Here is a 14,018-nt window from a genome sequence, read left to right on the forward strand (position 1 = left end):
GTCGGCTTGGCCGGGTAGCGGCCGCCCCGGCCGCGCAGGCCGCGCCCTCCGAGCAGGTGGCCGGGGCCCGTCCCGGCAAGGCCGGCGGCCGGGCGCCCAAGGACTCCTACCAGACGGGCGAGTTCACCTTCGTCGACGAGGAGGCGGAGGAGTCCGAGGACGTCATCGACTGGTTGAAGTTCGCCGAGTCCCGCAGCGAGGTGCGCGCCGAGCGCCGCCGCAAGCTCAAGAACCGGCTGGTCGGCCTCGGCGTGGTGCTGGCGCTCGCGGCCGGCGGCGTCGGCGGCTACCTGTGGTTCACCGGGGACAAGCCGACCGCGGCCGCCGCGGCGGGCGGGCGGCAGGTCAACGTCGTCCACCTGCGCGACCTCCAGGGCAAGGTGTCCAGCGCGCTGCTGGTCGACGACGCCTCCGGGCACAAGGGCACGGTGCTGCTGCTGCCCGACGTGCTGCGGCTGCCCGGCCCGGGTGACCCGCCGGTGACCACGGTCGGCCAGGCCATGGACGCGATCGGCGCCTCGGCGACCCGCGACGGCCTGTCCACCGTGCTCGGCGCCCCGGTGGCCGGCACCTGGCGGCTGGACACCCCGTACCTGGAACTGCTGGTCTCCCAGCTCGGCGGCGTCCGGGTGGACACCAACGCCGAGACTCGCGAGGGCGGCAAGCCGGACGGCAAGCAGCTCTCCCCGGCGGGCAAGAACACCCTGCTCAGCGGGAAGGCCGCGGTCGCCTACGCCACCCTCCAGGCGCCCGGCGAGAACCGGGACGCCCAGCTGGCCCGGTTCGGCCAGGTCATGGACGCCGTGGTGCGCACCATGCCGACCACGTTCAAGGACGCCAAGGACGACGTGCACCGGATGAACGCGGTGCTCGACCCCTCGCTGCCCGAGGACGCCCTGGCCGGCGTGCTCACCCAGCTCGCCCAGCAGGCCAAGGACGGCCACTTCGGCACCGCCGCGCTGACCGTCAAGCCCGACGGCACCCTGGACGAGGCGACCGCCGGCAAGCAGGTCAAGGACGTGCTCGGCGGCACCGTGAAGTCCGCGGCGGCCGGCGACGCCCCCGCCCGGGTCTCGGTCCAGGACGCCTCCGGCAACGACGCGGCGGGCGCCGCGGCGCAGGTCCAGATCGTCAACTCGGGTCTGACGTTCATCCCGGGCGGCGCCAAGACCGCGCCGCAGGCCACCAGTGAGATCCGCTACACCGACGACGCCCGGCAGGGCGCGGCGAAGTCCCTGGCGACCAGCCTGGGGCTGCCGGACACGGCGGTGAAGAAGGTCGGCGACGCCCAGAACGCGGACCTGGTGGTCGTGCTCGGCAAGGACTACCAGCCGCCGAAGACCCAGTAGCGGACCGGCTCCGGCACCTCGCCCGCCCCGCGGCCCCGGAAATGCGTTCCGAGGCCGCGGGGACGGCGTGAGATCCTGGAAGGCGACCCCTGCCGCCGTGCCGGGGCCGTCCCACGCCGCCGAGCCGGAAGAACACCGTGACCGTCACCGACCACAGCCAGCAGCTCATCAACGTCGCCGCCCAGGCGGCGGCCGACAAGCTCGCGCACAACATCATCGCCTTCGACGTCAGCGAGGTGCTGTCGATCACCGACGCCTTCCTGATCGCCTCCGCGAACAACGACCGCCAGGTCCGCTCGATCGCCGAGGAGATCGAGGACCAGCTGCGCGAGCAGCTGGACATCAAGCCGGTGCGACGCGAGGGCGAGCGCGAGGGCCGCTGGATCCTGCTCGACTACCTGGACATCGTCGTGCACGTCCAGCACTCCGAGGAGCGCTCCTTCTACTCGCTGGACCGCCTCTGGAAGGACTGCCCCGAGCTGCCGCTGCCCGAGGACGCCGTGGAGTCGCGCAACCGCCCCGACGCGATCACCGACGACGCCGGCAACGCCGTCGCCCCGGCCGACGACTTCGGCAAGCCCGAGGACCTGCACTGAGCAGGGATGCGCGCGGCCCGCGCGTCGTCTTCTGGCGGCACGGCCAGACCTCCTGGAACCTCGAATCGCGCTTCCAGGGCACCACGGACATCGACCTGACCGGCCAGGGCGTGCTGCAGGCCCAGCGGGCGGCCCGGCTGCTCTCCGGCCTGCACCCCGACCTGCTGATCTCCTCGGACCTCAAGCGCGCCCGGCGCACCGCCGACGAGCTGGCCCGGGTCACCGGACTGGACGTGCAGCACCACGAGGGGCTGCGGGAGACCTACGCGGGCTCCTGGCAGGGCCTGACCAACGCCGAGATCCGTGAGCGCCACCCGGAGGAGTACGCGGCCTGGGCGGCCGGGGAGCCGGTGCGCCGCGGTGGCGGCGAGCTGTCCACCGAGGTCGCCGACCGCTCGGTGCCGGTGGTGCTGGAGGCGGTCGCCAAGCTGCCGGAGAACGGCACCCTGGTCGTGGTCAGCCACGGCGGCACCATCCGGACCATGCTCGGGCGGCTGCTGGGGCTGGAGCCTCCCGTGTGGGAGTGCTTCGGCGGGCTGTCCAACTGCTGCTGGTCGGTGCTCGGCAGGGGGGCGCGCGGTTGGCGTCTGCTGGAGCACAACGCGGGCACGCTCCCGCAGCCGGTGATCGGCGACGACACCTGACGGCACTCGGCACCTGACGGCACTCGGCGACGGGGGCTTCGAGGGGCCCGGAAGGAGCGGATTTCGCAGTTCCGGGCCTGACCAGCTAGAGTCTTCCTCGTTCGCAGGGAAGGAACGCGGCCCGGAAGGGAAGCGGGAGATCCGGTGAGTGCGGGGCTATAGCTCAGTTGGTAGAGCGCTTGCATGGCATGCAAGAGGTCTGGGGTTCAATTCCCCATAGCTCCACTCCGCATCGGCGGTCGTGGAAATCGGAGTTCCGGAGCCAGGTCGCCAGTGTCGCGGGGCTATAGCTCAGTTGGTAGAGCGCTTGCATGGCATGCAAGAGGTCTGGGGTTCAATTCCCCATAGCTCCACAGTGGTTCGAGAGGCCGTCACCTGAGGGTGGCGGCCTTTCGTGCTTCCTGGGAGGGGATCGCGGGGTAGGGGCCCTCGGGGTCCTGTGCCCCGTACCCGCGCCCTGCTGTTCGCCCGGGTGCCGGCGGGGACGGTGCCAGGCGGCTCGGCTCGGGTCGGGTCGGCTCGGGTCGGGGCGGGTCGGCTCGGGGACCGGGGGCGCGGTGACCGGGGGTGCGGTGACCGGGGGTGCGGTGACCGGGGGTGCGGTGACCGGCCCGGGAAGCGGATTTCAGGAGCACCCCCAGGACCGTGTAAAGTAGTCGATGTCGCCGAGGGAAACCGGACGGAAACGACGGGAAACCCGGCGACATCGCAGGTCAAGGGGCTATAGCTCAGTTGGTAGAGCGCTTGCATGGCATGCAAGAGGTCTGGGGTTCAATTCCCCATAGCTCCACAGTGATCAAGAGCCGCCTCCCGTTGCGGGGGGCGGCTCTTCGCCGTTGTGTGCATGCCACCGGCGGACGGGAGGGAAAGACCGCTACCGTCGTGCCATGGCCGATCTGCAGCGAAGGCGGAACGAGGAGCTGGCCCGGATACTGCACCAGCTCGGCTGGAGTCCGGAACGGCTCGCCCGTGAGGTGAGCCTCGCCCTCCCGCCGGGCCTGGCGATCAGCTCCACCGCCCCGTACAAGTGGCGCGACCGCGGCATGGTGCCGCGCAGCCCGCACGACCAGACGGTCTGCGAGGTGCTCAGCCGCACCCTCGGCATAGCCGTCACCTACGAGCAGCTCTGGGGCCGCATGGGCGGCCACCGCGGCGCCAAGATCCTCTCGCCCCGGCTGCTCACCGACCCGTGGACCGCCGACACCGCCCAGACCGCGCTGCGCGAGGCCGCCACCGACGCCGGACCGGTCCGGCTCACCGACCTGTTCCGCAGCGCCGACCTCGACCACGCCGCCGAACGGCTCTCCTCACCGCCACCGCCGGTCGGCGGCGGCGAGGGCGCGCTGCGCGTCGACCCCACCCTGGCCGGCGAGCTAGGCCTCTCCTACCGCAGCAAGCAGCGCCTCGAACGCTCCTGCGGCGGCGGCCTCGTCCTCGGCCCCACCCGCGCCGAACTCGCCATGCTGGCAAAGCTCCTGGAGCTCGGCGCGTACGACGAACGACTCGGCCGCGAACTGTACGGCACCGCCAGCAGGCTGGCCCGGCTGGCCGGCTGGGCCGCGTTCGACCTCGGCCACGACGCGGCCGCCCAGCGGGCCTTCGTCGCCGCGCTGCGCGCCGCCCACGTCAGCGGCGACGTCCGGCTCGGGGTCGCCGGGCTCGGCGCGCTGGTGGCCCTCGCCACCCAGGGCAGCGGCGGGCGCGGCCTGGACGCCGTCACCGCGCTGCGCACCGCCCTGGACGCCCACGGGCCCGCACTCAGCCCCACCGGGCGGGCCCGCCAGTACGGCAGGATCGCCCGCGCCCACGGCCGCCGCGGCGAGGCCGACCAGGCCGAGGCGGCCGCCGCCCGGGCCTTCGCCGAGATCGACGGCGTCCCCGGCACCGAGGAGGCCCGGGCCGACCTCGCCGGGATGGTGGGGGAGGGGCGGCTGGCGCTCGGTCAGCACCGGATGGCGAAGGCCCTGCTCGCCGAGGCCGTCGCCGGGCTCGGGTCGGGGCGCGCCCGGTCCAAGGCGCTGCTGATGGTCCGGCTGGCCGAGACCCATCGGCGGCTCGGCGACCAGCGGGAGGCCGCCCGGACGGCGGGGCTGGCGCGCGCGCTCGCGGCGGGGATGCAGTCGGAGCGGCTGGCCCGGGCGCTGCGGGACTTCGAGGCGGCGGGGCTGCGGGACGGCGGGACGGCGCGGGCGGCTGCGCCGTAGGCGGTGGGGGTGGGCGGTTGGCCGTGGTTCGGCGGTCGGCGGTCGGCTGTGGGGGTGGGCGGCTGTGCGGCGGTCGGTGGCGCGGCGCGGTTGGCCGTGGGGGCCGCAGGGGCGCGGTGCCGCCGGTGGGACGGCCAGGAGAGCCCTGACCTGCTTGCGGTACCCTGAGCCCATGCGAACCGTGCGCCTGCTCCTTAGCCGGCCGCGCTGACCAGGACCGGCCGCGCCCTCGGGCGGTGCCGGAGTCGGCGTGGCGTCCCCTCCTGCGAGGGGATTTTTTGTTTTCCGCCCCCGCCCGCGCCGTGGGAGGGGTCCACGGTCGGCCGCGTCGCGGTTCGCCAACTGACACCGATGGAGCTTGAAGGACCATGAGCGAGACGACCCCTGCGTCCGGCGCGGCCGAGACCGCGACCGAGCCGTTCCGGTACAGCGCCGCGCTGGCGGCGGAGATCGAGTCCCGCTGGCAGGACATCTGGGAGAAGGAGGGCACCTTCCACGCCCCCAACCCCACCGGTGAGCTGGCCGACCCGGCCGCCGGCGACGTCGCCGCGAAGCCGCACAGCTTCATCATGGACATGTTCCCGTACCCCTCGGGCGCGGGCCTGCACGTCGGCCACCCGCTGGGCTACATCGCCACCGACGTCTTCGCCCGCTACCAGCGGATGACCGGCCACAACGTGCTGCACACGCTGGGCTACGACGCCTTCGGCCTGCCCGCCGAGCAGTACGCGGTGCAGACCGGCACCCACCCGCGGGTCTCCACCGAGGCCAACATCGCCAACATGCGCCACCAGCTGCGCCGGCTGGGCCTGGGCCACGACCCGCGCCGCTCGATCTCCACGATCGACCCGGACTACTACCGCTGGACGCAGTGGATCTTCCTGCAGATCTTCAACTCCTGGTACGACGAGGCGGCCGGCAAGGCCCGCCCGATCGCCGAGCTGGTCGCCCGGTTCGAGTCCGGCGAGCGTGAGGTGCCGGGCGGCCGCGCCTGGGCCGAACTGACCGCCGGTGAGCGCGACGAGGTGCTGGGCGAGTACCGCCTGGCGTACGCCAAGGAGGTGCCGGTCAACTGGTGCCCGGGCCTGGGCACCGTGCTGGCCAACGAGGAGGTCACCGCGGACGGCCGCTCCGAGCGCGGCAACTTCCCGGTGTTCAAGTCCAACCTGCGCCAGTGGATGATGCGCATCACCGCGTACTCCGACCGCCTGATCGCCGACCTGGACCTGCTGGACTGGCCCGAGGCCATCAAGCTGCAGCAGCGCAACTGGATCGGCCGCTCCGAGGGCGCCCGGGTCGACTTCGCGGTCGACGGCGGGAAGATCACCGTCTTCACCACCCGGCCCGACACCCTGTTCGGCGCCACCTACATGGTGCTGGCGCCCGAGCACGACCTGGTCGACTCGATCGTGCCCGCCGCCTGGCCGGAGGGCGTGCCCGCCGAGTGGACCGGCGGCGCCGCCACCCCCGCCGAGGCCGTCGCCGCCTACCGGGCCACCGCCGCCGCCAAGTCGGACGTCGAGCGCCAGGTCGAGGCCAAGGTCAAGACCGGCGTCTTCACCGGCGCCTACGCCGTCAACCCGGTCAGCGGCGCGTCCGTCCCGGTGTTCATCGCCGACTACGTGCTGATGGGCTACGGCACCGGCGCCATCATGGCCGTCCCCGCCCACGACCACCGCGACTTCGCCTTCGCCCGCGCCTTCGCGCTGCCGATGCGCTGCGTCGTCGAGCCCACCGACGGGCGCGGCTCGGACCCGGCGGAGTGGGACGACGCCTTCGACACCTACGACTCGGTCATCGTCAACTCGGTGCGCTCCGAGGGTGATTCGGCGCAGTCTGGGTCCCGGTCCTCGTCGCTGTCCCTGGACGGGCTGAGCGTGGTCGACGCCAAGGCCGCCGCCACCGCCTGGCTGGCCGAGCGCGGCATCGGCGAGGGCACCGTCAACTACCGCCTGCGCGACTGGCTGTTCAGCCGCCAGCGGTACTGGGGCGAGCCGTTCCCGATCGTCTACGACGAGGACGGCGTGATGCACGCGCTGCCCGAGTCGATGCTGCCGGTCGAGGTCCCCGAGGTCGACGACTACTCGCCGCGCACCTACGACGCGTTCGACTCCGCCTCCTCGCCGGAGACCCCGCTGTCCCGCAACGAGGACTGGGTCAACGTCGAGCTGGACCTGGGCGACGGCGTCCGCAGCTACCGCCGCGAGACCAACACCATGCCCAACTGGGCGGGTTCCTGCTGGTACGACCTGCGCTACGTCGACCCGACCAACGCCGACGCGGTGGCCGACCCGGCCAACGAGCGCTACTGGCTGGGCCCCACCGAGGCCAAGCCGGCCGGCGGCGCCGACCTGTACGTCGGCGGCGCCGAGCACGCCGTGCTGCACCTGCTGTACGCCCGCTTCTGGCACAAGGTGCTGCACGACCTGGGGCACGTCTCCTCCGTCGAGCCGTTCCACAAGCTGTTCAACCAGGGCATGATCACCGCGGACGTCTACCGCGACGAGCGCGGCTTCCCGGTGCCCGCCGCCGAGATCGAGGAGCGCGACGGCAAGTACTTCTGGCAGGGCGAACCGGTCAAGCGCGAGGCCGGCAAGATGGGCAAGTCCCTGAAGAACGCCGTCGCCCCGGACGAGATCGCCGACGAGTACGGTGCGGACACCCTGCGCCTGTACGAGATGTCGATGGGCCCGCTGGACGTCTCCCGTCCGTGGGACACCCGGGCCGTCGTCGGCTCCTACCGCTTCCTGCAGCGGCTGTGGCGCAACGTCGTCTCCGAGGGCACCGGCGAACTGGTCGTCACGGACGAGGAGCCGGACGACGCGACGCTGCGCGCCCTGCACAAGGCGATCGACGGCATCCGCGGCGACATGGCCGGGCTGCGCTTCAACACGGCCGTCGCCAAGGCGATCGAGCTGAACAACTACCTGGTCAAGCGCGGCTCCACGCCGCGGGCCGTGGCCGAGCAGCTGGTGCTGATGGTCGCGCCGCTGGCCCCGCACATCGCCGAGGAGCTGTGGCGCCGCCTGGGCCACGGCGAGTCGCTGGCGCACACCGACTACCCGGTCGCGGACCCGGCGTACGTGGTCGACGAGTCGGTGACCTGCGTGGTGCAGATCAAGGGCAAGGTCAAGGCCCGGCTGGAGGTCGCGCCGAGCATCACGGACGCGGAGCTGGAGACGCTGGCGCTGGCGGACCCGGCGGTGGTCGCGGCGATCGGTGACGCGGCGGTGCGGAAGGTGATCGCGCGGGCGCCGAAGCTGGTGAACATCGTGACCGGCTGAGGTCGGTTCGGGACGGCTCCGGACTGGAGTTGATCGGGCGGGTGTCCTTCGGGGCGCCCGCCCGGTGTTCTGTCCGGACCTCGTGCGAGGGTGCGGGGTGGGGCGCAGGGGGCAGAGGCGCAGGGGTGCAGAGGCGCAGGTGGAGCGGGTGCGGGCCCTCCGGGAGATCCCGGATCTGTCCCTGATCTCCGTCCGCCGGGCCCGTTCCGGGCCTTCCGGGCCCGGGTGCGGCGGCTACGGTGGAACCCACGGCAGTGCGGCCCGCGTTGGGCCCGGTGGGGGCCGAAACGGCGGCGGAAGGTGACGCGCGATGGACGTGTTCGGCGTGATGATCGGCTTGGTCCTGCTCTTCGGGGTCGCGACGCTCGTCCTGGCCGTGGTCGGCACGGTCAAGGCGGCCAAGGCCGTTGCCGCGAAGGTCGAGAGGCACGAGGCCAACGCCCGGCGCGCCGTCGAGACCGCCACCCTCAAGGCGAAGAAGTACACCAAGGTCGGCCCGCCCGCGCAGATCGCCACCGTCCGCCTCCAGCTGCGGACCTCGCTGGACGGCACCCGACAGGTGCTGGAGGGCGGGCTGGAGCAGGACGGCCAGCTCGGCGAGTCGCTCGCGCTGCTCACCCGGCTCGACGCGCACGCGGCCGAGCTGGACGGCGAGCTGCGGGTGCTGGAACGCGAGCCGGACACCACGCGGATCGCGGCCAAGCTGCCGGAACTGCGCGAGCGCGCGGAGCGGATCACCCACGCCGCGGAGACCATGCGGTGGGCGGCCCAGGACCGGATGCACCGGTTCGCGGACGACGAGCTGAGCCGGCTGAGCCAGGAGTGCGAGAGCGAGGCGGGGGCGCTGCGGCACTGGGACACGGCGGGGGGCGGTGCTGCCGGTGCGGGGGCTGGGGCTGGGGCTGGGGCTGGGGCAGGCGGGGGTGCGGGTGCCGGTGCCGGTGCGGCCCGGGCCGGGCTGACGGACGGCAGGGGGCGGCCCAACGCCGAGGACATCCTCGGGCTGGCCGACCCGCTGGCGAAGCTGGCGCAGCGGCTGCGGAAGCCGTCGGCGGGGCCCTCCACGGGGCCGTCCGCGAGCTGATTCCCGCGCGCGGCCGGGCCTGTCCAGGAGCGCGCGGACAGCTGCTGTCATCCCGGACGAACGGGGAGTAACCTCCGCCTCATGCCCTCCGACCTCGCACTTGTCACCGATTCCACGGCCTACCTGCCGCAGGCGGCGCTCGACCGGCACGGGATCACGGTGGTACCGCTGAGCGTCGCGGTCGGTGACGAGGTCCGCTGCGAGGGCGTCGAGATCTCCCCGAAGGACGTCGCCGAGGCGCTGCGCGGCAAGCAGCGGGTGACCACCTCACGGCCCAACCCGGAGACCTTCGCCGCCACCTACCGGGCGGCCGCCGAGGCCGGGGCGCGGGGAATCGTGTCGGTGCACATCTCCGGCGAACTGTCCGGCACGGTCGAGGCTGCCCGGCTGGCCGCCGCCGAGGCGCCGGTGCCCGTGCGGGTGGTCGACAGCCGACTGGTCGGAATGGCCCTCGGGTACGGCGTGCTGGCGGCGGCCGAGGCGATCGAAGCCGGCCTGGGCCTCGCGGAGGCGGCCGGGGCGGCGACCGATCGGGCGGCCGGGACCAGCGGCTTCTTCTACGTGGACACCCTGGAGCACCTGCGCCGGGGCGGGCGGATCGGGGCGGCGCGGGCGCTGCTGGGTTCGGCGCTGGCGGTCAAGCCGTTGCTGCACCTGGACGGGGGGCGGATCGAGCCGCTGGAGAAGGTGCGGACGGCGTCGCGGGCGATCGCCCGACTGGAGGAGATCGCGGTCGAGCGCTCGGGGGAGGGCGAGGTGGACATCACCGTCCACCACCTGGCCGCCGAGGAGCGGGCCGAGCAGCTCGCGGAGCGGCTGCGGGCGCGGGTGCCGGGGTTGCGGGAGCTGTACGTGGGCGAGGTCGGGGCGGTGATCGGCGCGCACGTCGGGCCGGGGCTGCTGGCGGTGGTGGTCGCGCCGCGCTGAGGCGGGGGGTTGGGGCGGGCGGCTCAGGGCGGCTCAGGGCGGCTCGGGTCAATTGCGTGATGGTGTGGCCACCCGTGTGAGTGACACTCTTTATCCACAACCCCCGGGTTTTCCACAGGCTTTCGGAAATTTCCACGGGTTTCGCGAGGTGCTCCTAACGTCCTCGCCATGACGACCTTGGGCCTGGGCGCGGCGAAGCGCCAAGCGATCGACGAGACGGTTCGGCTGCGGATGGCGACGCTGTTGCCGACAGAGGACGAGCCGATGGTCAGCGAGCCGTCGGGCCGTGAGCCGACTGCCGGTCAGCCGCCGGAGGCCGGCCCGCCCGAGCCGGTGCACCTCCCCGATCCGCCGGGCGGCGGGGCGCGGCTGCGGTTCGCCTCGGCGCTGGCGCTCGACCGGCGGGCGGTGGCCGGGCTGGCCGTCCTGCTCCTCTTCGCGGTGGGCTACGCCGTGCAGCACTTCTGGCTGGCCCGACCGGAGGCGGTCGCCGTTCCGGCACTGGCGGCCGCGTCGGCGCCGCCGGAGCCGGGCCCGCCCGCCATCGACGGCCCGCCCGGCAGCGGGGCCGGGCCACCCACGGGCCCCGCGGGCCCGGGGGCCGAGCCCGCCGTCGTCATCGACGTCGGCGGCCGGGTCCACCTGCCCGGTCTGCACACCCTGCCCGGGGGATCGCGGGTGGCCGACGCGCTGCGGGCGGCTGGCGGTCCGCTGCCGGAGACGGACACCCGGAGCCTCAACCTGGCCCGCGTCCTGACGGACGGTGAGCAGATCACGGTCGGTGAGCAGGCGCTCGTTCCCGTACCCGTCCCCGCTCCCGGAGGCGCCGGCGGACTGCCCGGTGCCGGTACGCCCCGGCCACCCGTCAGTCTCAACCGCGCCACCCTCGAACAGCTCGACGCCCTCCCGGGCGTCGGCCCGACCCTCGCCCAGCGCATCCTCGCCTACCGCGCCTCGCACGGTTCGTTCCGCTCGGTCGACCAGCTCCGGCAGGTCAGCGGCATCGGTGCCCGCACCTTCGCCGAACTCCGTCCGCTCCTCACCCTCTGACGTCCCCCTGTTCCCGTCCCTCTGTTCCCGTCCCACTTCCGGCCCCGTCGCGGGCCCCTCGCCGATGCCGAAAGGAGGTACCGCCGTGACCGCCACCACCGCGCCGCTCCCGCGCACCCGCTCCTCGGGCGCCGACTTCCGACTGCTGCTGCCCGCCGTCTCGGCGTGGCTGGTCACAGCGGTGCTCCTGCCCGTGGAACCGGGGTCCGAGCCGCTGATCCTGCTGTCGGCGGGTGCCGCCGTGCTCGCAGCCGTCCTGCTGCTCGTCCGGCCGGGCCTGCTGCCCCGGCGCGGGGCGGCAGTGGCGTTGGCGGCCGTCCTGCTCACCGGTGCGGCGGCCGCGATCGCGACCCCGTTGCACACCGCCGACCTGCACCGGGGCCCGCTGCCGGAGCTCGCCCGTGCGGCCGAGCACGCGCCGCCGCGCGCCCCGGGCACGCCCGCCACGGCGGTCGAGGTGGAGCTGACCGTCGCGGGGGACCCCAAGGTCCACACCTCCCGGGGCGGCACCACCGGTGGGCAGAGCCTCCTCACCGTCGAGGCCGTGGCCGACCGCGCGACCGTTCTCCCGGACGGACGGGCCACCCGGACACACACCCCGGTGACGGTCATGGTCCGCGGGCCGGAGAGCGACTCCTGGCTGCGGCTGCTGCCGTCCGAGCGGCTGGCCGTCGAGGCCGAGGTGCGGCCGGCGGGAGCGGGCTACGACACCGAGTCCGCGGCACTGCTGCTCGTCCACGGCCCGCCCCGGCAGCTCGCACCGCCGAGCCTGCCGCAGCGGATCGCCGGGCGGCTGCGCGAAGGCCTGCGCACGGCCAGCGACGGGCTCCCGCCGGACGCGCGCGGGCTGCTCCCCGGGCTGGTCGTCGGCGACACCTCGCGACTGCCCGACGACCTGGTGGACGCCTTCCGGGCCACCGACCTGGTGCACCTGGTGGCCGTCAGCGGGGCCAACCTGGCGATCGTCCTCGGCGTACTGCTGGGCGCACCGGCGCAGGCCGGCACGGCGGAACGGCGCGGACTGGCCGCGCTGTCGGGGCTGTCGCTGCGCACCAGTGCCCTGGCCGGTACGGCGCTGACCCTGGCCTTCGTGACGGTCTGCCGACCCGAACCCAGCGTGCTGCGGGCGGCGGGCACGGGACTGATCGGCATGCTGGCCCTGGCCACCGGCCGCCCCCGCCAGGCCGTACCGGCGCTCGCCGGGTCCGTCCTGGTCCTGGTGCTGCTGGACCCGTACCTGGCGCGCTCCTTCGGCTTCCTGCTCTCGGTGCTCGCCACCGCCGGGCTGCTCGTCCTCGGGCCGCACTGGGCCGAGTCCCTGCGGGCCCGGCGGTGGCCGCACCACCTGGCGGGTGCGCTGGCGGCCACGGCGGCGGCGCAGGCACTGTGCGCACCGGTGACGGTGGTGCTGTCCGGGCACATCAGCCTGGTCGCGGTGCCGTGCAACCTGCTGGCCGAACTGGCGGTGGCGCCGGCGACGCTGCTCGGCTTCGGGGTGCTCGCGCTGCAACCGTTCTTCCCGTCCCTGGCCCGGCTGCTGGCCGAGCCGGCCGGGGTGCCGGCCGGCTGGCTGGCCTTCGTCGGTCGGCGCGGGGCCGAGCTGCCCGGTGGGCAACTGTCGTGGCCCGGAGGCTGGTTCGGGGTGGCGACGGTCGCCCTGGCGACCCTGGCGGCCTGCTGGGTGGCGCCGCTGCTGCTGCCCCGCCGAGTGGAGTCCGGCCGTCCGGCGGGTGCCCGTCGTCGTTGGGCCCGGGCCGTGGTGACCGGCGTTCTGCTGGTGGTGCTGCTGGGCGTGCTGCTGCGCCCGCCGCAGCTGGCCCGGATCGCCACGGGCTGGCCGCCGCCGGGGTGGCGGCTGGTGATGTGCGACGTCGGGCAGGGAGACATGTTGGCCCTGTCGACCGGTGCGCCGGACAGCGCGGTGGTGATCGACACCGGGCCGGATCCGGACGCCGCTGACCGCTGCCTGCGGGAGCTCGGCATCACGACCGTGCCGCTCCTGCTCCTGACGCACTTCCACGCGGACCACGTCGAAGGCGTGCCGGGGGTGTTGCGGGGGCGCCAGGTGGGCGCGGTGGAGGGCACGGTGCTGGACGACCCACCGGGAGAGGCGGCCCGGGTGACGGCCTGGGCGGCGGGCGCAGGCGTACCGCTGTTGCGTGCGGGGCGTGGTGAACGGCGTTCGGCCGGTGCGGAGTTGTCCTGGGACGTGGTTTCGCCCGCTCCAGGGGCGGCCGTCGAAGCGCCGGGAGCGAACAACGCGAGCGTGGCACTGCTCGTCTCCTCGGCCGGCGGTCTGCGGATGGCACTGCTGGGTGACCTCGAACCGCCCGCCCAGTCGGCCCTGTTGGGGCGCCTCGGGAGAGTGGACGTGTTGAAGGTCGCGCACCACGGCTCGGCCCACCAGGACTGGGACCTGACCGGTGCCCTGCGGCCCCGGCTTGCCCTGATCTCCTGCGGCGAGGGCAACCCGTACGGGCATCCGTCGCCCCGTACCGTCGACCGCTTGCGTGCGTCGGGTGCCACTGTGCTGCGCACCGACCGGGCGGGGGACATCGCCGTGACCGGCGACTCCCCGTCCACCCTCGCCGTCGCCGTCCACCCCCAGCCCGCCCACGGCACCCGCGCCGGGCACACCGCCCCGGGGCACTCCACCCGTGGGCCCCGCGCCCCGCCCGAGTGACCCCGCTCTCCTTCTTCCCTCCACGAGGTGGGGTGGGCAGGGGGTAGGGGTGGGGGAGGTGGAGGGTGGGAGGGGGGCGGGGGCGGGGGCCCCGGGGAAAGGGATTGCGGCGCGGGCCCCGGCCCCCCCCCCCCCCCCCCCCGGCGAACGCCCCCCCCCCGCCGGCAAACCAAACCCCGCGGGCACCCCCAAAACCC

General features: G+C 74.3%; 9 protein-coding genes and 3 tRNA genes. All 12 read left to right on the forward strand.

What is annotated here, in order from left to right; genetic code table 11:
• Window positions 1-1,349 (forward strand): LCP family protein (locus ACFXPX_RS38965; RefSeq protein ID WP_380644738.1); only part of this gene is annotated, 1,349 nt, incomplete at its 5' end.
• Window positions 1,350-1,486: 137 nt separating this feature from the next.
• Window positions 1,487-1,945, forward strand: coding sequence for a ribosome silencing factor (gene rsfS / locus ACFXPX_RS38970; RefSeq protein WP_375896675.1), 459 nt, complete (start codon window positions 1,487-1,489; stop codon window positions 1,943-1,945).
• Window positions 1,942-2,589, forward strand: coding sequence for a histidine phosphatase family protein (locus tag ACFXPX_RS38975; protein ID WP_375896681.1), 648 nt, complete (start codon window positions 1,942-1,944; stop codon window positions 2,587-2,589). Before rsfS ends, ACFXPX_RS38975 begins: the two co-directional genes overlap by 4 nt.
• 152 nt (window positions 2,590-2,741) lie before the next feature.
• Window positions 2,742-2,814: transfer RNA gene (locus ACFXPX_RS38980), tRNA-Ala, on the forward strand.
• A 55-nt stretch (window positions 2,815-2,869) separates the two neighbouring features.
• Window positions 2,870-2,942, forward strand: a tRNA-Ala gene (locus ACFXPX_RS38985).
• A gap of 364 nt (window positions 2,943-3,306) precedes the next feature.
• Window positions 3,307-3,379 (forward strand) — tRNA-Ala (locus tag ACFXPX_RS38990).
• Between the two features lie 97 nt (window positions 3,380-3,476).
• Complete coding sequence (locus tag ACFXPX_RS38995) at window positions 3,477-4,793, forward strand: hypothetical protein (RefSeq protein WP_380524806.1); 1,317 nt, start codon at window positions 3,477-3,479, stop codon at window positions 4,791-4,793.
• Window positions 4,794-5,161: 368 nt separating this feature from the next.
• Window positions 5,162-8,077, forward strand: coding sequence for a leucine--tRNA ligase (gene leuS / locus ACFXPX_RS39000; RefSeq protein WP_380593007.1), 2,916 nt, complete (start codon window positions 5,162-5,164; stop codon window positions 8,075-8,077).
• Window positions 8,078-8,387: 310 nt separating this feature from the next.
• The gene (locus ACFXPX_RS39005; protein WP_380644739.1) at window positions 8,388-9,161 is read left to right on the forward strand and encodes a hypothetical protein; all 774 of its coding nucleotides are present in this window, start codon (window positions 8,388-8,390) and stop codon (window positions 9,159-9,161) included.
• A gap of 81 nt (window positions 9,162-9,242) precedes the next feature.
• On the forward strand, window positions 9,243-10,088 hold the full coding sequence (locus ACFXPX_RS39010; RefSeq protein WP_375896665.1) for a DegV family protein: 846 nt from the start codon (window positions 9,243-9,245) through the stop codon (window positions 10,086-10,088).
• A gap of 168 nt (window positions 10,089-10,256) precedes the next feature.
• Window positions 10,257-11,138 (forward strand): helix-hairpin-helix domain-containing protein, encoded by an 882-nt coding sequence (locus ACFXPX_RS39015; RefSeq protein ID WP_380644740.1) that lies wholly within the window; start codon window positions 10,257-10,259, stop codon window positions 11,136-11,138.
• A gap of 85 nt (window positions 11,139-11,223) precedes the next feature.
• Window positions 11,224-13,821, forward strand: a complete 2,598-nt coding sequence (locus ACFXPX_RS39020) for a ComEC/Rec2 family competence protein (protein WP_380644741.1) — start codon at window positions 11,224-11,226, stop codon at window positions 13,819-13,821.
• The last annotated feature ends 197 nt before the right edge of the window (window positions 13,822-14,018 follow it).

Source organism: Kitasatospora sp. NPDC059146 (assembly GCF_042786665.1).
Taxonomy (GTDB): Bacteria; Actinomycetota; Actinomycetes; order Streptomycetales; family Streptomycetaceae; genus Kitasatospora.

Bases quoted from the DNA above. Each gene is read 5' to 3' on its own strand.
- ACFXPX_RS38995 (WP_380524806.1), top strand. From the start codon at position 3,477: ATGGCCGATCTGCAGCGAAGGCGGAACGAGGAGCTGGCCCGGATACTG.
- leuS (WP_380593007.1), top strand. From the start codon at position 5,162: ATGAGCGAGACGACCCCTGCGTCCGGCGCGGCCGAGACCGCGACCGAG.
- ACFXPX_RS39005 (WP_380644739.1), top strand. From the start codon at position 8,388: ATGGACGTGTTCGGCGTGATGATCGGCTTGGTCCTGCTCTTCGGGGTC.
- ACFXPX_RS39010 (WP_375896665.1), top strand. From the start codon at position 9,243: ATGCCCTCCGACCTCGCACTTGTCACCGATTCCACGGCCTACCTGCCG.
- ACFXPX_RS39015 (WP_380644740.1), top strand. From the start codon at position 10,257: ATGACGACCTTGGGCCTGGGCGCGGCGAAGCGCCAAGCGATCGACGAG.